This is a genomic window from Microbacterium sp. SCPM-O-B-15248 (M128) (assembly GCF_058214835.1).
Window position 1 is genome coordinate 383,870 of sequence record NZ_JBYQLI010000001.1, and the last position, 20,272, is coordinate 404,141.

The window sequence follows — 20,272 nt, forward strand, 5'->3', positions numbered from 1 at the left end:
GGGCGGGGATGCCGTTCCCTCGATGCTGATGTTGAGAACGATTATCGTCAGCGATACAGTGGGGGCATGACCCGACGCGTTCTCGTTCCCCTCGTCCTCGGTGCGGCTTCCGTGCTCGCCCTCGCCGGTTGCGCCGGCGGCACCCCCGCGGCGGGCGGCTCGACCGACGATGCCGGCAAGGTCTCGGTCGTGGCATCCACGAACGTCTACGGCTCGATCGCCCAAGAGATCGGCGGAGACTTCGTCGACGTCACCGCGATCATCACCTCGACCGCGCAGGACCCGCACGAGTACGAGGCCAGCGCGCAGGACCAGCTGACCCTCAAGGGCGCCCAGCTCGTCATCGAGAACGGCGCCGGCTACGACTCCTTCATGGAGTCGCTCATCGAGGCCAGCGGCTCGTCGGCCGAGGTCCTCACCGCCGTCGAGTACAACCACGACTACCCGGGCGCCGAGTCGCACGACCACGCCGACGACGCCTCGGCGAGCCCCGCGCCGAGCGAGACCGCGGACGACCACGGTCACGACCACGCCGAGGGCGACGGCCACGACCACATCGAGGGCTTCAACGAGCACGTCTGGTACGACCCGCACACCGTCGAAGACCTCGCGAAGGCGATCGCCGAGCACCTCGGGGAGCTCGCCCCCGACCACGCGGCCGACTTCACCGCGAACGCCGAGACGTTCACGACGAAGATCGCCGGTCTCGAGGATTCGCTCGGCCAGATCGAGGCGAAGGATGCCGGGGCGAAGGTCTTCGTCACCGAGCCCGTGCCCGTCTACCTGATCGAAGCGGCGGGTCTGTCGAACGCGACCCCGAACGAGTTCAGCGAGTCGGTCGAAGAGGGCCAGGACGTGCCCCCCGCCACGCTGCTGGAGTCGCTGCAGCTGATCGAGTCGGGCCAGATCGCGGTCATGATCGTCAACCCGCAGACCGGCGGCGCCGAGACCACCCAGGTCATGGACGCGGCCAAGGCGAAGAACATTCCGGTGCTGGAGTTCACCGAGACGCTCCCCGAGGGCCAGACTTACATCTCGTGGATGCAGAGCAACATCGCCGCACTGTCGGACGCCCTCCCGGCGTGAGCGACGCCCCACCCCTGCGCATCCGCGGAGCCGCCCTCGAACGCGGCGGCCGTGAGCTGTGGGCCGGGCTCGACCTCGAGGTCGAGCCCGGCGAGCTCGTCGCCGTCCTCGGTCCGAGCGGCTCCGGCAAGACGACGCTGCTGCGCGCCATCCTCGGCCTCGAGCGGCTGAGCCGCGGGACGATCGAGGCGCTCGGCTCCCCGGTCCGTCGAGCGGGGAACCGTCACATCGGCTACGTGCCGCAGCAGCGGCCGCTTCCGCGCGAGACGCCGTTGCGCGGACGCGACATCGTCGGACTCGGCGTCGACGGCCACCGGTTCGGCCTTCCGCTCTCGCGCCGCAAGGACCGTGCGCGCATCGACGGACTGCTCGAGGCGGTCGGGGCGACGGCCTTCGCCGACCGCCCGGTGGGCCTGCTCTCGGGGGGCGAGCAGCAGCGGCTGCGGGTCGGGCAGGCCCTCGCCGACGACCCCCGGCTGCTGCTGTGCGACGAGCCGCTGACCAGCCTCGACCTGGCGAACCAGCAGGCGGTCGTGCGACTGATCGATCGGCACCGTCGTGAGCGCGACGCCGCCGTGCTGCTGGTCACCCACGACGTCAACCCGGTCCTCGCGCACGTCGACCGCATCCTGTACATCGCCCACGGGCGTTTCACGCTCGGCACGCCCGACGAGGTGCTCACCAGCGAGACGCTGACCTCGCTCTACGGCGCCCCCGTCTACGTGACGCGGGCGGGCGGCCGGCTCGTCGTCGTCGGCGCCCCCGACGCCGAAGAGGCCCATCACCACCACGACGAGGACGACGCATGAACTGGGCCGACGTGGGCAACGCGCTGTTCGGCGGCGTGAGTCAATACGGCGCGATCCTCGAGCTGGTGCAGAACTCCGTCTACGCCGGCGCCGTGCTGGGGCTCGTGGGCGGACTCATCGGCGTCTTCGTGATGCAGCGCGACATGGCGTTCGCGGTGCACGGCATCAGCGAGCTGTCGTTCGCCGGTGCGGCGGTGGCCCTGCTGATCGGCGTCGACGTCGTCTCGGGCTCGATCGTGGGGTCGCTCATCGCCGCGGCGATCATCGGTCTGCTCGGTGCGCGCGCCCGCGACCGCAACTCGATCATCGGCGTGCTCATGCCGTTCGGCCTGGGTGTCGGCATCCTGTGCCTGTCGCTCTACAACGGGCGCAGCGCCACCCGGTTCAGTCTGCTGACCGGCCAGATCGTCTCGGTGCAGAGCGCGCAACTGGGGTGGCTCGTCGTCATCGGGCTCGTCGTCCTGATCGCGCTGCTGATGATCTGGCGCCCGCTGCGCTTCGACTCCCTCGACCCGCAGTCCGCCGCCGCCCGCGGCGTGCCGACGACGGCGGTGTCGCTGGGATTCATGCTGCTGCTCGGCCTGATCGTCGCCGTCGCGGTCCACATCATCGGGGCGCTCCTGGTGATGGCGCTGCTGGTCACCCCGGCCGCGGCCGCGATGCGGGTGGCATCCGGTCCGTTGTCGGTGCCGCTGCTCGCGGCCCTGTTCGGCTTCGTGTCCGCGGTGGGCGGCGTGCTGCTCGCCGTCGCGGGGACCCTGCCGGTGAGCCCGTACATCACCACGATCTCGTTCCTCATCTACCTCGTGTGCCGTCTCGTCGGAGCGCGCCGCGACCGCACGACGCGGGCGCTGTAGCCGCCGGCGTCCCCAGCCGTTTCACCGGTCGCCTCGCTAGACTCGGGGTATGGTCCAGCGCAATACGTGGCAGCGCGAGCGCGTGCGCGAAGCGCTGTCCGGTGCGGGCGGCTTCGTCAGCGCGCAGGCGCTGCACGCGACCCTGCGCGAAGAGAACACCGGTATCGGCCTGGCCACGGTGTACCGCGCACTCGCCGGACTCGCCGCCCAGGGTGATGCCGATTCACTGCAGAGCCCCGAGGGCGAGAATCTCTTCCGCGCGTGCGAGACCCGCGGCCACCACCACCACCTGATCTGCCGGTCGTGCGGCGTCGCGGTCGAGATCGAGGCCGACGCCGTCGAGGAGTGGGCGCAGCGCACCGCCGCCCAGCACGGTTTCTCGCAGGCCGAGCACGTGGTCGACATCTTCGGCGTGTGCGCCGCGTGCGCTCAGGCGCGCGCTCGTGAGCGTGGCGACGACTAGTCGATCCGTCACGTCGGCGCCCCCGCGCACCGGCGTCACGCGCACCCTCGTCGCCCTCGGCCTGGGTGTCGTCGTCATCGCCGCGCTCTTTCTCATCGATGCGTTCGCTCCGACGTTCTTCGCCGCCCCCCTGCCGACCCGCGCCCAGGACGGACTGACGCTCGCGCTCAGCGTGCTCATCGAGTCCCTGCCGTTCGTCGTGCTGGGCGTCCTGCTCTCGATCGTCGTGCAGGTGTGGGTGCCCCCGGGAGCGATCGAGCGATGGATGCCACGAGCCCCCTGGGCCCGCCGCGCCGTGCTGTCGCTCCTGGGCATGTTCATCCCGGTGTGCGAGTGCGGCAACGTGCCCTTCGCCCGGGGTCTGCTCATGCGGGGGTTCCGCGTCTCGGACACGCTCACGTTCCTCGTCGCGGCCCCGATCGTGAACCCGATCGTCATCATCAGCACACACGCCGCGTTCGGCTTCAGCGACGGCATCCTCGTGGCGCGCCTGATCGGCGGCTTCCTCGTCGCCAACCTCATCGGTTGGCTGTACAGCCGGCATCCCGATCCCGACAAGCTGCTCACCGAGCGGTTCCTCGAGACGTGCGAGATCGTCGTGCAGGAGCGTGGCGGCCGCGGGCGCCGCTCGCTCGCTCAGTTCGTCGTCGAGTTGCGCTCGGTCATGCCGGCGCTCATCATCGGCTCGCTCATCGCCGGCGCCGTGCAGGTGCTGATCCCCCGCAGCGCGCTGCTGGCGATCGGCTCGGATCCCGCGCTGTCGATCGCGGCGATGGTGCTCCTGGCGGTCGTGGTGTCGCTGTGCTCGAACGTCGACTCGTTCTTCGCCCTGTCGTTCGCGTCGACCTTCACGCCCGGATCGATCGTGGCGTTCCTCCTGGTCGGACCCGTCGTCGATCTGAAGATGTATGCGCTCCTGCGCACGACCTTCACGACGCGCGTGCTCGTCGGGCTCACCGCCGTCGTGGTGCTGTCCGCCTTCGCGATGGGAACGGTGGTGAATCTCCTTGTCTAGAACGGGTGCTCTCGCGACACGGTGGCTCGGCGTCGGGCTCACCTCGTGCCTGGCCGTCACCACGATCGCACTGTGGCTCACCGGCCGCATCGCGCTGTACGTGAACCCCGATTCGGCGTGGTTCGCCATCGGCATGGCCGTCGTCGCCGTCGTCGGCTCGATCGCGACGTTCGCCCTGCCGCTGGGCGCCGAAGCGGATCACGGACACGATCACGAGCACGGGCACGCTCCGGCTCCGGCTCCCGCCCGTCGCGAGGCGTTCGCGCACGCCGATCACCAGCACGCCGACGCCCCCGACGACCACGACCACGCCGCCCACGACCACCTCGCCGCGCGGCCGCGACTGACACCCGGCGGGATCGCCGCGTTCAGCGGCGGGCTCCTCGCCTCGGGCGCGGTCATCGCGGTGCTGCTGACCCCGCCCGCCTCGCTGTCGGCCGAGCTCGCGGTCTCGCGCGACGTCGGTGCCCCGCCGCTGTTCGTCGGCTCGGACGTCGTGACCCTCGCCGCCTCGGGCGACACCTCGACCTTCGGCATCGGCGACTGGTCGGCGATCTTCGCCCACGCCACCAACCCCGAGACCTTCGACGGCAAGCCCGTCACGCTCACGGGTTTCATCACGCCCGGGCAGGACGGCGCGAGCTTCGACCTCACGCGCCTGGTCATCACGCACTGCGTCATCGACGCGCAGACCGCCCGCTTGCCGATCACCGCGACCGGCTCCGCACCGGGGACGGGGCAGTGGGTCACGGTGACCGGAACCGTGCGGTCCACGGGCGACGGCGCGCTCGAGGTCCGCGCCGACCAGGTCGCGGCCATCGACGAGCCGACGGACCCGTATGAGTACTGACTCCCGCCGCGCCCGCGCGCGTCGCCGCCGCGGTCGCGGATTCGTCCTCGCCTTCGCGGCGGTCCTCGGGGCACTGGTCCTGGTCGGCGGTGTGGGCGGTGTCGTCGCCGTGGCGCAGGGGCCGCGCGTGACCGACGTCCAGGTCGACCCCGCCGCCGCCATCGCGGCATCCGGGGCCCGCGTCATCCTCACCACGACGCAATCGCTCGAGAAGGTCGACCCCGCGCAGGTCGAGGTCGAGCCGGCGACGCCGTTCACCGTCGACACCTCGGGGCGGAGCGTCGGCATCCGGTTCACCCTGCCGCTCCGCGACGACTCCGACTACCGCGTGACCGTGCGCGACGTGCGCGGACTCGGTGCCGGGCCCGCGTCCGAGCTGAGCGAGACGTTCCGCACTCCGCCGCTGCACGCGTTCCTCATGCAGCGCGGCACCCCCGAGGGCGACACGATCTTCCGCACCGATCTGAAAGGCGAGGCGGGCCTGCCCGTCTTCACCCACGAGCACATCGAGGACTTCCGCGCCACGGCGAACCACCTCGTCGTCTCGGTGCGCGAGGGCGATCGGGCCCGTGTCGTCGTGACCGATCTCGACGGGCAGAACGCGCACGACATCGCGCTGCCGGGTCCGGGGTTCGTGTCCAACCTGCAGTCCGCCGACCGCGGTGAGCGCGTCGGCTTCACTTTCTCGGATGCCACCCTCGGCGCCGCGGGAGGGCGTGAGAGCAAGCTGTTCACGGCATCCGCCGCCGACGACGCGCCGCCGGTCGAGGTCGGCCTCAACGGCGGCGACGTGCGCGTGGCCGACTGGCGCTTCGTGCCCGACACCGACAGCATGCTCGTGCTCACGTTCGACTCGCGGCTGCTGCTCACCGATGCGCAGGGCGGGAACGCCGCGCCGCTCGGCAGCGCCGTGTCCATCGACGGGATCGCCCGCGGGTCGTCCATCGCGATCGTCGAGCGGCTCGAGGGGATCCGCGAGATCGACCTCACCGACGGGTCCGAGCAACCTCTCGAGGAGCCGGTGGACCCGCCCGGGATGCCGGGCCGCGCGACGCCCGTCCCCGGTGCGGGCGCGGGCACGATCCGCTCCTTCGCCGACATCGACGCCGACGGCGCCTATCGCGCCACGACGATCGGACACGTCGACACCGACGGCACCGTGCGCCCTCTGCTGGAGGTGCCGGGCAGCGACACGGTGCTGCAGACGTGCGTGTCGCCGAGCGGCCGCTACGCCGCGGTGCTCGTCGCGCCGCAGGCGATCGACAATCCCTTCGACCGGTACCAGCTGCCGCTGCCGGGCCGCCTGCTGACCCACCTGGTCGAGATCGACACCGGGCAGGAGCTCGTCGCGCTGCAGGGCTTCGACCTGTCCTGGTGTCAGGTGCCGCCCGGATGACGCGACCCGCGTCCCGCGTGGATCTGGCGGCGCTGCCGGTCGAGGTCGCGCCGACCCTGCTCGGCGCGCACCTCGAGACGGACGTCGCGGGGGAGCGCGTCGTGCTCCGCATCACCGAGGTCGAGGCGTATCACGGGCTCGGCACGGGCGATCGCCCCGACCCCGGCTCGCACGCCCGCGGCGGACCGACGGCGCGCAACGCGACGATGTGGGGCGCGCCGGGACACCTGTACGTGTACCTGAGTCATGGCATCCATTCCTGCGTCAACGTCGTGTGCGGTCCGGAAGGGATTGCGGGCGGTGTGCTTCTGCGCGGCGGCGAGGTCCTGGAGGGCGCCGAGGTGGCGGAGCGGCGGCGCCGCGAGCGCGGGGTCGTGCGGGCGCGAAACGATCTCGCGCGGGGCCCCGGACGGCTGGGGGATGCCGTGGGCCTACGGCATCCGGTCCACGACGGGATCGACGCCGTCACCGGGGCGGAGCACGCGGGGGCCCGGGCGCGCCTGCTGCTGCCGGAGCACCCCGCCTCGGCCGTCTCGTCGGGGCCGCGCGTCGGGGTCGCCGGGATCGCGGGAACGGCGGCGTTCCCGTGGCGCTTCTGGCTCACCGGCGACCCCACGGTCTCGGCGTTCCGGTGGGGGCGCGGCGCGGCCGAGGCGGCGGGCCGTCAAGGCGACACGCCGAGCGTGCTAGACTGATCGCTTGTCTGCGCGCACTCCAGCGCGTGGTACGTACCCCTCCCTCTGATCCCGGCCTCGTGCTGTGTCCAGAACGGGGTGCAGACAAGGGATCTTGGGTGACACCGTCCGGTGTCACGGTACAGAAGGAGACATCACCATGGCAGCAGTGTGCCAGGTGACTGGAGCGGTTCCCGGCTTCGGTCACAACATCTCGCACTCGCACCGCCGGACGAAGCGCCGCTTCGACCCGAACGTGCAGAAGAAGACCTACTTCGTTCCGTCGCTGGGTCGCAACATCAAGCTCAACGTCTCGGCGAAGGGCATCAAGGTCATCGACGCGCGCGGTATCGAAGCCGTCGTCCGTGACCTGCAGGCGAAGGGCGTGAAGCTGTAATGGCGAAGAAGGCTCAGGACGTCCGTCCGATCATCAAGCTGCGTTCGACCGCCGGCACGGGGTACACCTACGTGACGCGCAAGAACCGCCGCAACAACCCCGACCGCATCGTGCTGAAGAAGTACGACCCCGTGGTCCGCAAGCACGTCGACTTCCGAGAGGAGCGCTAAGCACATGGCCAAGAAGAGCAAGATCGCGCGCAACGAGCAGCGCAAGGTCGTCGTCGAGCGCTACGCCGCGAAGCGCGCCGAGCTGAAGAAGACCCTGGTCGACCCCAACGCGACCGACGAGGCCCGCGAGGCCGCCCGCGTGGGCCTGCAGAAGCTGCCCCGCAACGCGTCGCCCGCGCGCGTGCGCAGCCGCGACGTCATCGACGGCCGCCCCCGCGGCGTGCTGACGAAGTTCGGCGTCTCGCGTGTCCGCTTCCGCGACATGGCGCACCGTGGCGAGCTGCCCGGCGTGACCAAGTCGAGCTGGTAAGCACCCGTTCACGATCGAAGGGCGAGGGTTCCGAAAGGGGCCCTCGCCCTTCGGCGTTCGGCGTCTCGCGGCCCTCACGGTTCACACGCGTCACATCCGACACGCGACACGCGGGTGCGTCTGGGGCGAAATCGGTCAAAATCCGCGTAATTCCGCGGTTCGGTTGATACTGTCGAGGCGGTCTCCCGACCACCGAGGAGGAACCCTCCTCGTCCGATGTAACGAGAGGCGACACGAGCGTCGCCTGGAGGACAACCACATGGCCGACAAGTCCATCACCAAGACCGAGCTCGTCGCGAGCATCGCCAGCGCGACCGGGCAGAGCCAGTCCGCCGTGTCGAGCGTGCTCGACTCCCTCTTCTCCACCGTCTCCGAGGCGGTCGCCAAGGGCAGCAAGGTCTCGATCCCCGGCTGGATCGCGTTCGAGCAGGTCGCCACCTCGGCTCGCACGGGCCGCAACCCCCAGACGGGCGAGGAGATCTCGATCCCCGCGGGCAAGCGCGTCAAGGTCACCGCCGGCTCGAAGCTGAAGGCCGCCGTCAAGTAAGACGTCGTAGACCTCGAGAGGGGGGATGCCACCCGGCATCCCCCCTCTTGCGTTCTGCGGCGACGTAGGCTTGGGGGGTGAATCCCCGAGCCCTGCGCGTGGCCGGACCCGTCATCCTGATCGTGGTCGCGGCTCTCAGCGTCGTCGCGGGTCTCGCCTACGGCGGCGGTGCGGCCCCCTCGCTCCTGGCCGACCCCGGACCCGTCGTGCGCTGGGGACTCCCGGTCGCCACGCTCGTGGTCAACCTGTCGGCGGCGACGATGGTCGGGTCTCTCGTGCTCGCGCTGTTCGCCCTGCGCGCGGGGGAGCGACCGTTCGAGATCGCCCTGGACACGGCATCCATCGGCGCGGCGGTCTTCACCGTCTCGGCGGCGGCGACGGGATTCCTGACGTTCCTCAACGTCATCAACGCCACGCCCACCCTCGACGCGGTGTTCGGCCAGCAGCTCGGACGCTTCCTCGTCGAGACCGAGATCGGCCCCGCGTGGCTCCTCACGACGATCGCCGGTGCGGTTCTCACCGTGCTCACTTTCGCCGTGCGCACGTGGGTGCCGACCCTCCTCGTGGCCATCCTCGCCCTCGCCTCGCTCATCCCCATGGGCACCCAGGGCCACGCCGGCACCGAGGCGAGCCACACCGCGGCGGTCACGTCGCTGGTGCTGCACATCATCGCCGCGGCCGTCTGGCTCGGCGGTCTCGTGCTGCTCGTGGTCGTCCGCCCGGCGATGAACCGCTCACAGCTGCAGACGGTCATGCTGCGGTATTCCTCGATCGCCCTCGTGGCGTTCCTCGTGGTGGCCGTGTCCGGCACGGTGCGCGCCACGATCGGCCTGGTGGGCTGGCAGAACCTGTTCTCGCCCTACGGCGTGCTCGTGCTCGTCAAGGTCACGGCGCTCGTCGCGATCGGCGTGCTCGGCGCCTGGTACCGCCGCCGTCTCATCGCCCGTATGGACGACCAGAACGGGTCACGGCGGTTCTGGGGCGTCATTCTGCTGGAGCTGGCGTTCATGGGCGTCGCGAGCGGCGTCGCCGTCGCTCTGGCGCGCACGCCTCCGCCGGCCAACGAGCTGCCCCCGATCGGTCGCACACCCGCCGAGGTGCTGACCGGGTCGCCCTTGCCGCCCGAGTTCACCATCGACCGCTGGTTCACCGCGTGGGACATCGACCTGCTGTGGGCCTTCGTGGCGGGGTTCGGTCTCTTCTTCTATCTCGCCGGCGTCTGGCGCCTGCGCCGGCGCGGCGACGCGTGGCCGCTCCACCGCACCGTCCTGTGGTCGCTCGGCATGCTCGCGGTGTTCTGGGTCACCTCGGGTCCGCTCAACGTCTACCAGGACTACCTGTTCAGCGTGCACATGATCGAGCACATGCTGCTGTCGATGGCGATCCCGCTGCTCCTGGTGTCCGGTGCTCCCGTGACCCTCGCCGCGCGGGCCATCCGCAAGCGCGATGACGGCACACGCGGGGGCCGGGAGTGGATCATGTGGGCGGTGCACAATCCGGTCGCGACGGTGCTCACCAACCCCTACGTCGCGGCGGGCCTGTTCATCGGGTCGCTGTGGGCGTTCTACTACACCGACCTGTTCCGGTGGTCGCTGTACGACCACGTCGGCCACATCTGGATGGTGGCCCACTTCCTCATCACCGGATACCTGTTCGTGCTGAGCCTCATCGGCATCGATCCCGTCCCCTACCGGTTGCCCTACCCGATGCGGCTCATCGTGCTCATCGGAGTCATGGCGATGCACGCCTTCTTCGGCATCGCGATCATGATGAACTCCGGGCTCATGGCGGCCGAGTGGTTCGGGGCGATGGGCCGTCAGTGGGGCGCCACGCCGCTGCAGGACCAGTACACCGGTGGCGGTGTCGCGTGGAGCGTCGGCGAGATCCCGACGCTCATCCTCGCCATCGCCGTGGCGATCCAGTGGAGCCGCAGCGACGAGCGCCAGCAGCGCCGACGCGATCGCCACGTCGACCGGGTGGGCGATATCGAGCTCGATGAGTACAACGCCGAGCTCCAGCGAATGGCCGATCGCGACGCCCGCGTGGCCGAACGCCAGGCGGCGAAGGGGCGCTGAGGCCAGTTCCCGCCGTCAGTCGGCGCGGCCGCCGACGGCGATGGATGCCGACCCGTCGGGGCGTACCGTGATCTCGCCGTCGACGGTGAACGGGACGTCTTCCTTGACGGTGCGCACGGACCCGTCGAAGATCGAGCGGATGTCGACCTCGATGTGGGCGACGGCCTTGGCCTGGGGGATCCGCCAGCCCGCGCCGTCGGGCACGACCGTGACGGTCGGCTGCTCGGTGATCGACCAGGTCGGGGCGTCGTCGATGCGGTTGCGGACCGTGAAGCCGAAGGGGCACCCGGTGGGCTGGAGCACCTTCTGCTCGGCGCACGAGCTGAGGAAGTCCTCGACGCGCTGCTGCACGACCGAGACGAACTCCTCGGTGGGCTCCGCCTGCACGTCGATCGGGACGCCGGTCAGTGGCGCGTCGGCCAGGATCGCGACCCCCGGGGTGGCGGAGATCGCGGTGTTCACGGACACCGAGTACAGGCCGGGCGAGAACACGAGCAACGGTACGGCCGCACTCGGATCGGCATCCACGCCGTCGACCGACACCTGGCGCTTGTCGATCTCGAAGCCGTTGACCGAGAACCTCATGGAGCCGCGCACGGTGAGATCGACCACCGCCAGGGGGCTCACCTCGAAGCGCCAGCGCGGGACCACGCCCGTCCACCCGTCCTGGCCGACGGTGAAGGCCGTGCGGCCGCTGTAGGTGCCGGCGCGGTACTCGACCGTGACGCGCGTGACGTCACCGTCGGCGGTCTCGTCGACCACGCGGGCATCGGTGATCGACTGCAGCGCGTCGGTGCGCAGGAGCGCCTCGGACGAGGTGGCGGGCAATCCCGCCGCCTCGAGCTCGGTGGAGTCCACCGCGACGCCCGGCACCGCCAGGGCCTCGGCCGCGCGGCGGTCCTGCAGCAGGTCGAGGTAGTGCAGAACGAAGGCGCGGGGGCTGTACAGCTCGCGGTAGGCGGCGGCGGTCCCGGCGCCGAGCGCGGCGATCAGCAGGATGCCGATGACGCCGAGGATCGTGAGGTCGCGAGCCAAGCGGCGCGGACGCGTCGGAGCAGCACCCGTAGGCGCTGCCGGGCCCCCATCCGTCGCGTGCACGGACCCAGTCTAGGAAAGGCGCCTGCGTACAAGCGGAATGCGTCGGTGGGCTGACTATCCGGGTGTCTCGATGTCCGGGCTCGACGGGGGTCTCAGGAGCCCGATGAAGTCTGCGAAGGCACCTTGCACGTCGACCGACTCGTCGAGCAGCCACTGCAACTGCAGGCCGTCCATGACGGCCGCCAGGAGGATCGCGGCGCTCGCCGGGGGGATGGTGACGGCGGGGGTGTCGCCCGGAGAGGCCTCCAGCTCGGCGGAGAACTCCCGTCGGATGCGCTCGTATCGCGACGTGAAGAACGCGTGGGCGGGGTGCTCGCGCGAGACGGCCTCGCCCGACACCGTGGTGAAGATCTCGGTGATGGCGGGTTCGTCGAGGGTCTGGTGCAGCAGTGCGCCCAGGGCGTCCAGCAGATCCGTGCCGTGGATGTCGGCCTGCTGGGCCTGATGCTCCTCGTCGCGCTGCGTCAGGACCGCCACGAGCAGCTCGTCCTTGGTCGCGAAGTGGTGCCGCAGCCCGGTGAAGGTGATACCCGCATCCTCGGCGATTCCGCGCATCGAAGCCCCGTTGTACCCCAGCTGGGCGAACGTCCGGCGCGCGGCCGCGAGGATGTTCTGCCGCTGTGCCGCGGACTTGGCGTACGGGCCTCGGCTGCGCTTCTGATCCACGGGCTCAGCGTAGCTCGATGAAAATATTGCACGTGAGCTGTTTTCGAGTTATCGTCATTCCGTTCAACGACGACGTGAATGAGATGGAGCGACGTGGCGACGACGACATTCGACCGGCCGATGCGGGCGATGGGCGACACGTGGATCGGTGTCAACTTCTGGTCGCGCGCGGGCGGCCCGCACATGTGGCGGCAGTTCGACGAGGCAGTGGTGGCGGAGGAACTCGCGCTTCTCGCGGAGCACTCGCTCACGGTGACGCGGACGTTCTTCTTCTGGCCCGACTTCCACCCCGAGCCCTACCGCATCGACGAGGAGAAGTGCGCGCTGTTCGCCCGTTTCCTCGATCTCCACATCGAGGCGGGGCTGCGCACGATCCCGACCTTCATTGTCGGCCACATGTCGGGGCAGAACTGGGATCCCGCGTGGCGCGGGGGCCGTGACCTCTACAGCGATGTGTGGATGGTCGGGCGGCAGGCGTGGTTCATCGGTGAGATGGTGAAGCGGTTCGCGGGACATCCCGCGGTGTCGGCGTGGCTCGTCTCGAACGAGATGCCCCTCTACGGCGGCGGCGGCGGGCTCATGGGCCCCGCCGAGCAGACGAACAAGGAAGCCGTCCGCACGTGGGGCGAGCTCATGGTCGCGGCCGTCCGCGCCGCGGGCGGAACGCAGCCCGTGTCGCTCGGGGACGGGGCCTGGGGCAGCGAAGTCATGGGCCAGGACAACGGCTTCCGCCTCAGCTGGACCGCTCCCCTCATCGACTGGATCGGGCCGCACTCCTACCACATGAGCGACGACCCGGTCCGGCAGCACCTCATCCCCGCGTTCAACGCCGAGCTCTGCGCCCCCTTCGGCCGGCCCGTCGTGCTCGAGGAGTTCGGCGTCACCAGCGAGTTCGCGTCGCACGAGAACGCCGCCGACTATTACCGCCAGGTGCTGCACTCGACCCTCGCCGCCGGGGTGACCGGATGGCTCGGGTGGAACAACACCGACTTCGCGATCCCGGATGCCGAGCCCTACTCGCACCACCCGTACGAGATGAACTTCGGGCTCACGACCGCCGACGGCACGCCCAAGCCCGCGCTCGGCGAGCTCGCGTCCTTCGCCGCCACCGTCCGGGAGCACGATCTCGCCCGTGCGCGCCGCGTCGCGTCGAGGACCGGCATCCTGGTCAGCGCCTTCCTCGACGGCGACTACCCCTTCTGGAATCCGGAGGAGGCCGGTGGCATCCGGGATTCGCTCCTCGAGGGGTACATCGCGGCTCGCCTGGCGGACCTGCAGCCGGGCTTCGTTCGTGAGACGCGCGGCATCCCGGCTCTTCCACTGCTGCTCGTGCCGGCCACCAAGCCGATCACCGCGCCGGCGGCCCGCGGTTTGCAGGCTGCCGCCGAGCAGGGGTCGACCGTGTGGGTCAGCTTCTGCTCCGGTGAATCCCTCAACCAGCGCGGATGGTGGTGGCCGGACGTGAACGCGAGCTTCGGCATCCGTCAGCAGGCTCGCTATGGGCTCACGCGCCCCGTCGAGGGCGACACCGTGACGTTCCGCTTCGAACGGCACCTCGGCGACATCGCCGCGGGCGAAGAGATCGTCCTGCCGATCGGCGGGTCCGCCGTCGCCCGGGTCATGCTGCCCGTCGACGCCGAGGATCACACGGTCATCGCGCGCGACGCCCTCGGCCGCCCGGCCATCGTCGAACGCGTGACCGGCGAGGGGCGTCTGCTGCTGTGCACCTACCCCGTGGAACTCCACGCCGCGCGCGTGCCGTTCGTCGACCGCGCCGGTCTCGTGCGGCTGTACCGCGCCCTCGGCGAGGGGTCCGGCGCGCGAGAGGTCGCCACGACGTCGTCGGACGACGTCTTCGCCGACCTGTTGGTCCACCCGGACGGCACGGAGTTCGCCGTCGTCGTGAGTCAGGCGGACGAACCGCGCGACGTCCGCCTGACCACCCCGCGGGGCTCTCGAGACCTGTCCTTGCCTCCCCGCGGGGCCACCGTCGTCCCCCTTCCCACCCCCACCTCTCAACGCTGAGAAAGGTCCCTGCAATGACGCACCACACCCTCGGCCACGGCCGGCGCATCCGCGCCGTCGTCGGCCTCGCCACAGCCGCTGCCCTGGCGTTCTCGATGGCCGGCTGTTCGACCGCCCAGAACTCCGACACGGGCGGCGGCTCGGACGAGATCACCACGCTGAGCCTCTACTCCGCCGACAGCCCGGCCGGAAAGTGGCTCAACACCATGGCCGACGAGTTCGAGAAGGCGAACCCCGGCGTCACCGTCACCAACCAGTTCGTCGTCCAGACCGACCTGCCCACGACCTACGGGAAGTCGGTCGTGTCGGGCACCGAGCAGGACATCGTCATGACGAACCTCGTGGGCGACCCCACGACGTGGCTGAAGAACGGCGCGACGGTCGACGTGTCGGGATACCTCGATCAGTGGGGCCTGAAAGACGTGTTCTCGGACTCGGCGCTGAAGGCGTGGACGAACGCCGACGGGCAGCTGCAGGCCTTCCCGCTCGAGGGCTACAACTGGCCGATGTGGTACAACATGGACCTCCTGAAGCAGGCCGGGTTCAGCGCACCCCCGAAGACGTGGGACGAGCTCATCTCGCTGTCGAAAGCGCTGCGGGCGAACGGCGTGCAGCCCTTCGCGGTCGGCGGTGCGGACTACCCCGCGCCCGGCGTGCTGACGCTCGTGGCGTTGACCCTCCTCACCGAGGACGAGGTCACCGCCCTCTTCCAGAGCGGTGACTGGGCCGGGGCCGACGGCCAGAAGGTCATCGACGGGATGCTCCAGCTGCGCGACGCGGGCGTCTTCAGCGACGACTCCGCCGGGCTGAAGTACCCCGACCAGGTCGCGGCCTTCGGAGCCGGAAAAGCCGCGATGCTCTTCGACGGGTCCTGGGGCTACGGCAACGCGCAAGCCACCTTCCCGCAGATCGACGTGCAGCTGGGCGGCTTCCCCTTGCCGCAGGGGAGCCCCGTGTCGAAGCCGGTGAGCTTCGCCGGGCAGTCCACGGGCATATGGGTCAGCCCCAACGGGCAGAAGAAGATCGATGAGGTCGGCAAGTTCATCTCGTTCCTCTACCAGCCGGAGAACCTTGCCCAGTTCGTGGACATCGGCTACATCTCCCCGGCTCGCGACGGCTACCTCACGCTCGACGAGTCGGTCCTCCCGCCGCTGAACGTCGCGTCGCAGAAGGAGTTGCCGTCGGAGACCACCGTGTATCAGCCGACCTACAACATCCTGTCGCCGACGGTGACCTCGGCCTTCTTCCGCGCATCCACCCAGGCCTTCGTGGCGGGATCCACGGCGGAGCAGATCACCACGAGCCTGGAGCAGGCGTGGCAAGCACAGTGATCGCTTCCGCACCGCGACGGCGCGCGTCCGCGCGCCGCCGCGGTGCGGGCCAGGTGCTCGAGGTCTCGCCCGCACTCGTCTGGTACGGGCTGTTCATGGTCGTGCCGCTGCTGGCCATGATCGTGCTGAGCTTCTTCACCTGGAACAGCCTCGTCGCGATCCCGACGCCGAGCGGGCTGGCGAACTACGCCTACCTGTTCCAGGACCAGATCCTGCGCGTCGCGATCGTCAACACCGTCCTGTACGTCGGTGTCGGGCTGCTGCTGATCATCCCGCTCGGGTTCTTGCTCGGCTTCTTCCTCAGCCGCCGACCGCCCGGGCACGCGGTGCTGTCGATCATCTTCTTCACCCCGTGGATCGTGTCGGCTTCGGCCCGCGCGATGATGTTCACCGGCCTCTACCAACCGCGGGGAGCGATCAACAGCATCCTGTCCGCGGTCGGTCTGGGCGATCTGCAGCGGCTCTGGCTCGCCGATCCCTCGACCGCCCTGTGGGCGATCATCGCGACGGAGGCGTGGGCCGGCATCGGGGCCACCGCCGTCATCTTCTCCGCGGCGCTCGGCCGCGTGCCCGACGAGGTCTACGAGGCCGCGCGCCTCGACGGTGCGGGGATCTGGCGCGAGATCGTGTCCATCGCCCTGCCGATGTCGAAGGACTTCGTGGGTCTCATGACCATGCTGCAGTTCCTGTGGCTGCTGCTCGGGTCCGCCGGGACCGTGCTCCTGCTCACCAACGGCGGCCCCGGTTCGAACACCATGACCCTCGCGTTCTACCTCTATGACCAGGCATTCGTCTCGGGTCGCATCGGCTACAGCCAGGCGATCGGCGTCGTGGGCCTCCTCGTCGGCCTCCTCGGTATGGGCATCATCCGTTTCGCCTTCCGGACCAAGGAGTGACTATGACCGCGTCCTCACCCCGTCGCGTGCTCGGCTGGACGGCCGCCTACGTGCCGGTCCTCTTCTACGCCGCGCTCATCGTGCTCCCGCTGTACTACCTCGTCGTCAGCGCGTTCAAGGAGAACACGCAGATCGCCCTCGACCCGCTGGGTCTTCCGGGGTCGTTCTCGTTCGCCAAATTCGCGGATGCCAATGACGCGGTCGGTCTGATCGCGGCATCCGCCAACTCCCTCGCCGTGGCCGTCGGGTCGGTGCTCCTCACGATCCTCCTCGCCGCGCCCGCCGCGCACGGCATCGCCCGGCGCAGCTCGCGGTTCGCCACGGGAGCCCAGATCGCGTTCGGCCTGGCGTTCCTCATCCCGCAGTTCGCGGTTCTCGTGCCGACGTACCTCATGGCGGTGCGGTCGGGCTTGATCCAGGTGCCGCTGCTCTTCCTGGTGCTGTTCTACGCCGCGATGAACGTCCCGCTCGCGGTGCTGCTGCTGATCCCGTTCTTCCGGGCGATCCCGAAGGAGATCGAGGAGTCGGCAGAACTCGACGGAGCGAATATCGTCAGTCGGATGCGGCACGTGCTCATGCCGATCGTGCTCCCCGGGCTCACGACGGTGGCGATCCTGTGCTTCCTCGCGGCCTGGAACGAGTACATCTTCGCCCAGGTCATCACGACGAACGCGTCGTACACCGTGCAGGTGGCGCTGCCGCTGCTGCGGAGCGAGGGCGCGTTCCAGGGGGCGGACGTCGACCTCGGTCGGCTGGCCGCGGGCGTCGTCATCAGCGTCATCCCCGTGTTCGTGATGTACGCGATCCTGCGGCGCCGCCTCATCGACGCCTTCGCCGCGGGGGCCGTGAAGGGATGACGGGCGCCAGACGGGCCCGCGGAAGGGGAGGACGAGGATGACGCTTCGCAGCCGGGTGGTCGGGATGATCGGGCGCCTGCCGGCGCCCAACGCGCGCCCGGAGGTCCGGCGCGCGGTGCCGACGCGCATGCGCGACGGTGTCGAACTGCTGTGCGATGTGTGGCTCCCGCGGCCCCTCGATCCGTCGTCGGCGCTGGTTCTCATCCGTACTCCGTACGGCCGCGACGGCATGGATCTGCTCGCCCGGCTGCTCGCCGAGCGCGGGCACCCGGTCGTCGTGCAGAGCTGCCGCGGCACCTTCGGATCGGGTGGGGAGTTCGACCCGTTCGCCCGCGAGCTCGAGGACGGCGCCGACACCCTCGCGTGGCTGTCCGATCAGCCGTGGGCGGACCGACCGATCTCGCTCCTCGGTGCGAGCTATTTCGGCCACACCGCGTACTCGGTGATCGCCGCTGATGCGGGCCGGGTGGCGTCGGTGGCCACCGCCGTGACCGCCACCGACATGCACGCCGCGGCCGTGTATCCCCACGGGGTGTTCGCGCCCGAGATGGCGCTGATGTGGATCGGCGGGCTCCTCACGCAGGAGCTTCCACGCCTGCGCCGGGTGCGCGCCGCTCGCGCGCTCCAGCGGCGGATGCCGGCGGCCCTCGCGGCGGCGCCCGCTGCCGCCGACCGCGTGCTGCTGGCCGGCGAGTCGTATCCGCCCTACCGGGAGTGGGTGAAGCATGACGCGCCCGACGATCCCTGGTGGGACCCGCTGCGTCGCACCGGGATCCGGGACCGGATGCCACCGGCCACCCTCGTCGCCGGCTGGTACGACCCGTTCGTGGTGGGCGAGCTCGACGATCATGACGCGCTCACGTCGGCGGGGCGTGACGTCCGGCTCGTCGTGGGGCCGTGGACGCACGGCTCGGCACCGATCGCGACCGCCCTGATCCGCGAGACCCTGCGGGCGCTCGACGGCGACGCCCGTCGCGGCGCCGCGGTGTGGGACGAGGGGCTGTCCCGCTGGGTGGAGCTCCCCGCGTGGCCCCCCGCTGCGGAGACACGACGACTGATCCTGGATGAGGGCGGCTCGCTGCGCTCCGAGCCACGCGGTCGCGTAGACGTGCGCTGGACCGTCGATCCGTCCGATCTCCCGCCCGCGGCCGGGGGCCGGGGGCTCAATCCGGACTTCGCCGGACGCCGGAACCAGCGGCCGCGCGAGAAGCGGAACGACGTGCAGGTCTTCTCGACCGACGTGCTTCGGCATCCGCTCACTCTCGCCGGCCGCGCCTCCGTCCGGATCGCGACCGCGCCGCTCGCCCATTCGCAGGACTGGTTCGTCCGTCTGTGCGACGTCGACCCGCGCGGAGTGTCGCGCAACATCGCCGACGGGTTCGTCCGAAGCGAGGCGGGGGCGGCCGAGGCGACCGTCACGTTGTCGCCCTCGGCCTTCACCGTCCGCCCCGGCCACCGCCTTCGGCTGCAGGTCGCGGGGGCGGCCCACCCCTTCCACCCCGCGCCGACGCGCCATGAGGAACGGCGGTTGCTCTCCACATCGGAGGCCCGCAGCATCCTCGAGCTGCCGGTCATCGGCGGCTGGGGCGCCGCCGGAGGGACCCTCACGAGGAGGATGCCGTGAACTCTGTCGAGGGTGGGGCCCGCCCCGATTTCGCACCGGTTCGCGCCCGTCTCGCGGAGTGGTCCGCGGCTGATCCGGACTGGGGCGCGCAGCTGTGCATCCTCGTCGGCGACCAGGTCGTCGTCGACCTCGCATGCGGGCCGGGCGCGCATTCCCTCACCGGCGTGTACTCCGTGAGCAAGGGCGTGGCCGCGACCGTGATAGCGATGCTCCTCGGCGAGGGCAACCTCGAGCTGGATCGCGCCGTCGCGTACTACTGGCCGGAGTTCGCCGCGGCCGGGAAAGGTGAAATCACGGTCCGCCAGCTCCTGTCGCACCAGGCGGGGCTGCCGGCGGCGGACGACGGCATCCGCCCCGAGGACGCGATCGACTCCCGCGCGGGGGCCGAACGGCTCGCGCGCCAGCGGCCGCTGTGGCGACCCGGAGCCGCCTTCGGCTACCACGGCATCACGATCGGCATCCTGATGGAGGAGCTGGTCCGCCGCACCACCGGTGAAGAGCTGCAGGACCTCTACGAGTCGCGGATACGAGCGCCGCGCGACATCGAGTTCTTCCTCGGTCTCCCCGACGATCAGGCCGCCCGGTACGTCGACCCGCGTCCGGCCGTGCTCGACGGCTCGGCCGATCCCGGCCCGCGGGACGACCTCGCCGCCGCGGCATTCGGCCCGCTCGGCCGCCCAGGCGACGGGCTCCTCGCCGAATTCGGACCGCACTCCGCGGCCGTCCGGCGCCGAGGGACGGCGGCCGCGGGTGGCGTCGGATCCGCGCGGGGCCTGGCGCGGCTGTACGCGGCGACGCTCGGCCACGTCGGCGACCCGATCGCGCCGCCGGAGACGTTCGCGGAGATGGCGCAGATGCACGTGCGCGGGCGCGATGTCGTCCTGGATGCGTCCCTGGCCTTCGGCATCGTCTTCATGAAGCCGCACCTCGACATGCCGTTCGCGAGCTTCCGGGCCTACGGCCACGACGGTGCAGGCGGGGCGATCGCCTTCGCCGACCCCGCGCACGATCTCGCCTTCGGCTACATCCCGACGAGGATGACGGTCCCCGGCGGGGTGGACGCGCGCGCGATCGAGCTGTCGAGCCTGGCGCGGGTGGCCGCGGGACGAGCCCGGGGGTAGGTGCG

At 70.5% G+C, this 20,272-nt stretch carries 21 protein-coding genes; 19 read left to right on the forward strand and 2 right to left on the reverse strand.

The features are described 5' to 3' along the window. The first annotated feature begins 66 nt into the window (after positions 1–66). The 13 genes from AC3E6M_RS01810 (at position 67) to AC3E6M_RS01870 (ending at position 10,649) form a co-directional block, all read left to right on the forward strand. Positions 67–1,086 (forward strand): metal ABC transporter solute-binding protein, Zn/Mn family, encoded by a 1,020-nt coding sequence (locus AC3E6M_RS01810; RefSeq protein WP_490528896.1) that lies wholly within the window; start codon positions 67–69, stop codon positions 1,084–1,086. Then, positions 1,083–1,895: a metal ABC transporter ATP-binding protein gene (locus AC3E6M_RS01815; RefSeq protein ID WP_138175734.1), complete on the forward strand. Its 813-nt coding sequence runs from the start codon at positions 1,083–1,085 to the stop codon at positions 1,893–1,895. The genes AC3E6M_RS01810 and AC3E6M_RS01815 overlap by 4 nt, the downstream gene beginning before the upstream one ends. Next, positions 1,892–2,752 (forward strand): metal ABC transporter permease, encoded by an 861-nt coding sequence (locus tag AC3E6M_RS01820; protein WP_138175732.1) that lies wholly within the window; start codon positions 1,892–1,894, stop codon positions 2,750–2,752. The genes AC3E6M_RS01815 and AC3E6M_RS01820 overlap by 4 nt, the downstream gene beginning before the upstream one ends. A 49-nt stretch (positions 2,753–2,801) precedes the next feature. After that, positions 2,802–3,215: a Fur family transcriptional regulator gene (locus AC3E6M_RS01825; protein ID WP_138175730.1), complete on the forward strand. Its 414-nt coding sequence runs from the start codon at positions 2,802–2,804 to the stop codon at positions 3,213–3,215. After that, positions 3,196–4,230: a permease gene (locus AC3E6M_RS01830; RefSeq protein ID WP_138175728.1), complete on the forward strand. Its 1,035-nt coding sequence runs from the start codon at positions 3,196–3,198 to the stop codon at positions 4,228–4,230. The genes AC3E6M_RS01825 and AC3E6M_RS01830 overlap by 20 nt, the downstream gene beginning before the upstream one ends. Then, entirely contained in the window at positions 4,223–5,080 is an 858-nt protein-coding gene (locus AC3E6M_RS01835; RefSeq protein WP_138175726.1) for a TIGR03943 family putative permease subunit, read from the forward strand. The genes AC3E6M_RS01830 and AC3E6M_RS01835 overlap by 8 nt, the downstream gene beginning before the upstream one ends. Then, on the forward strand, positions 5,070–6,476 hold the full coding sequence (locus AC3E6M_RS01840) for a hypothetical protein (RefSeq protein WP_490528897.1): 1,407 nt from the start codon (positions 5,070–5,072) through the stop codon (positions 6,474–6,476). Before AC3E6M_RS01835 ends, AC3E6M_RS01840 begins: the two co-directional genes overlap by 11 nt. Then, on the forward strand, positions 6,473–7,171 hold the full coding sequence (locus AC3E6M_RS01845; RefSeq protein WP_138175722.1) for a DNA-3-methyladenine glycosylase: 699 nt from the start codon (positions 6,473–6,475) through the stop codon (positions 7,169–7,171). The genes AC3E6M_RS01840 and AC3E6M_RS01845 overlap by 4 nt, the downstream gene beginning before the upstream one ends. Before the next feature lie 139 nt (positions 7,172–7,310). Beyond that, positions 7,311–7,547 (forward strand): 50S ribosomal protein L28, encoded by a 237-nt coding sequence (gene rpmB / locus AC3E6M_RS01850; protein WP_013584774.1) that lies wholly within the window; start codon positions 7,311–7,313, stop codon positions 7,545–7,547. After that, positions 7,547–7,717: a 50S ribosomal protein L33 gene (gene rpmG / locus AC3E6M_RS01855; protein ID WP_013584775.1), complete on the forward strand. Its 171-nt coding sequence runs from the start codon at positions 7,547–7,549 to the stop codon at positions 7,715–7,717. The genes rpmB and rpmG overlap by 1 nt, the downstream gene beginning before the upstream one ends. 4 nt (positions 7,718–7,721) lie before the next feature. Then, positions 7,722–8,027, forward strand: a complete 306-nt coding sequence (gene rpsN / locus AC3E6M_RS01860) for a 30S ribosomal protein S14 (RefSeq protein ID WP_022878196.1) — start codon at positions 7,722–7,724, stop codon at positions 8,025–8,027. A 259-nt stretch (positions 8,028–8,286) separates the two neighbouring features. Continuing rightward, the gene (locus tag AC3E6M_RS01865; protein WP_022878194.1) at positions 8,287–8,574 is read left to right on the forward strand and encodes an HU family DNA-binding protein; all 288 of its coding nucleotides are present in this window, start codon (positions 8,287–8,289) and stop codon (positions 8,572–8,574) included. A gap of 77 nt (positions 8,575–8,651) precedes the next feature. Next, positions 8,652–10,649, forward strand: coding sequence for a bifunctional copper resistance protein CopD/cytochrome c oxidase assembly protein (locus AC3E6M_RS01870; RefSeq protein ID WP_490528898.1), 1,998 nt, complete (start codon positions 8,652–8,654; stop codon positions 10,647–10,649). Positions 10,650–10,664: 15 nt separating this feature from the next. On the opposite strand, the gene AC3E6M_RS01875 is transcribed toward AC3E6M_RS01870, so the two are convergent. Together AC3E6M_RS01875 and AC3E6M_RS01880 are read right to left on the reverse strand one after the other, a co-directional pair. Further along, on the reverse strand, positions 10,665–11,747 hold the full coding sequence (locus AC3E6M_RS01875) for a hypothetical protein (RefSeq protein WP_138175718.1): 1,083 nt from the start codon (positions 11,745–11,747) through the stop codon (positions 10,665–10,667). A 54-nt stretch (positions 11,748–11,801) separates the two neighbouring features. Next, on the reverse strand, positions 11,802–12,413 hold the full coding sequence (locus tag AC3E6M_RS01880; RefSeq protein WP_138175716.1) for a TetR/AcrR family transcriptional regulator: 612 nt from the start codon (positions 12,411–12,413) through the stop codon (positions 11,802–11,804). A 93-nt stretch (positions 12,414–12,506) separates the two neighbouring features. Between AC3E6M_RS01880 and AC3E6M_RS01885 the strand changes: the two genes are divergently transcribed. The 6 genes from AC3E6M_RS01885 to AC3E6M_RS01910 are packed head-to-tail and all read left to right on the forward strand — an operon-like array spanning position 12,507 to position 20,267. Further along, positions 12,507–14,438: a glycoside hydrolase 5 family protein gene (locus tag AC3E6M_RS01885; RefSeq protein WP_490528899.1), complete on the forward strand. Its 1,932-nt coding sequence runs from the start codon at positions 12,507–12,509 to the stop codon at positions 14,436–14,438. A 14-nt stretch (positions 14,439–14,452) separates the two neighbouring features. After that, positions 14,453–15,769 (forward strand): ABC transporter substrate-binding protein, encoded by a 1,317-nt coding sequence (locus tag AC3E6M_RS01890; RefSeq protein WP_490528900.1) that lies wholly within the window; start codon positions 14,453–14,455, stop codon positions 15,767–15,769. Next, a complete protein-coding gene (locus AC3E6M_RS01895) occupies positions 15,754–16,665 on the forward strand; it encodes a carbohydrate ABC transporter permease (RefSeq protein ID WP_490528901.1) in 912 nt (303 codons plus the stop codon). Before AC3E6M_RS01890 ends, AC3E6M_RS01895 begins: the two co-directional genes overlap by 16 nt. Before the next feature lie 2 nt (positions 16,666–16,667). Further along, positions 16,668–17,522 carry a carbohydrate ABC transporter permease gene (locus AC3E6M_RS01900; RefSeq protein WP_490528902.1) on the forward strand — a complete coding sequence of 285 codons (855 nt, stop codon included), beginning with the start codon at positions 16,668–16,670 and terminating at the stop codon, positions 17,520–17,522. A gap of 37 nt (positions 17,523–17,559) precedes the next feature. Beyond that, on the forward strand, positions 17,560–19,146 hold the full coding sequence (locus AC3E6M_RS01905) for a CocE/NonD family hydrolase (protein ID WP_490528903.1): 1,587 nt from the start codon (positions 17,560–17,562) through the stop codon (positions 19,144–19,146). Continuing rightward, positions 19,143–20,267 carry a serine hydrolase domain-containing protein gene (locus AC3E6M_RS01910; protein ID WP_138177340.1) on the forward strand — a complete coding sequence of 375 codons (1,125 nt, stop codon included), beginning with the start codon at positions 19,143–19,145 and terminating at the stop codon, positions 20,265–20,267. Before AC3E6M_RS01905 ends, AC3E6M_RS01910 begins: the two co-directional genes overlap by 4 nt. Positions 20,268–20,272 lie beyond the last annotated feature (5 nt).

Coding starts and splice junctions, on each gene's coding strand:
- rpmB (WP_013584774.1), top strand. CDS start 7,311: ATGGCAGCAGTGTGCCAGGTGACTGGAGCGGTTCCCGGCTTCGGTCAC.
- AC3E6M_RS01890 (WP_490528900.1), top strand. CDS start 14,453: ATGACGCACCACACCCTCGGCCACGGCCGGCGCATCCGCGCCGTCGTC.
- rpsN (WP_022878196.1), top strand. CDS start 7,722: ATGGCCAAGAAGAGCAAGATCGCGCGCAACGAGCAGCGCAAGGTCGTC.
- AC3E6M_RS01840 (WP_490528897.1), top strand. CDS start 5,070: ATGAGTACTGACTCCCGCCGCGCCCGCGCGCGTCGCCGCCGCGGTCGC.
- AC3E6M_RS01845 (WP_138175722.1), top strand. CDS start 6,473: ATGACGCGACCCGCGTCCCGCGTGGATCTGGCGGCGCTGCCGGTCGAG.
- AC3E6M_RS01825 (WP_138175730.1), top strand. CDS start 2,802: ATGGTCCAGCGCAATACGTGGCAGCGCGAGCGCGTGCGCGAAGCGCTG.
- AC3E6M_RS01865 (WP_022878194.1), top strand. CDS start 8,287: ATGGCCGACAAGTCCATCACCAAGACCGAGCTCGTCGCGAGCATCGCC.
- AC3E6M_RS01820 (WP_138175732.1), top strand. CDS start 1,892: ATGAACTGGGCCGACGTGGGCAACGCGCTGTTCGGCGGCGTGAGTCAA.
- rpmG (WP_013584775.1), top strand. CDS start 7,547: ATGGCGAAGAAGGCTCAGGACGTCCGTCCGATCATCAAGCTGCGTTCG.
- AC3E6M_RS01900 (WP_490528902.1), top strand. CDS start 16,668: ATGACCGCGTCCTCACCCCGTCGCGTGCTCGGCTGGACGGCCGCCTAC.
- AC3E6M_RS01905 (WP_490528903.1), top strand. CDS start 17,560: ATGACGCTTCGCAGCCGGGTGGTCGGGATGATCGGGCGCCTGCCGGCG.
- AC3E6M_RS01810 (WP_490528896.1), top strand. CDS start 67: ATGACCCGACGCGTTCTCGTTCCCCTCGTCCTCGGTGCGGCTTCCGTG.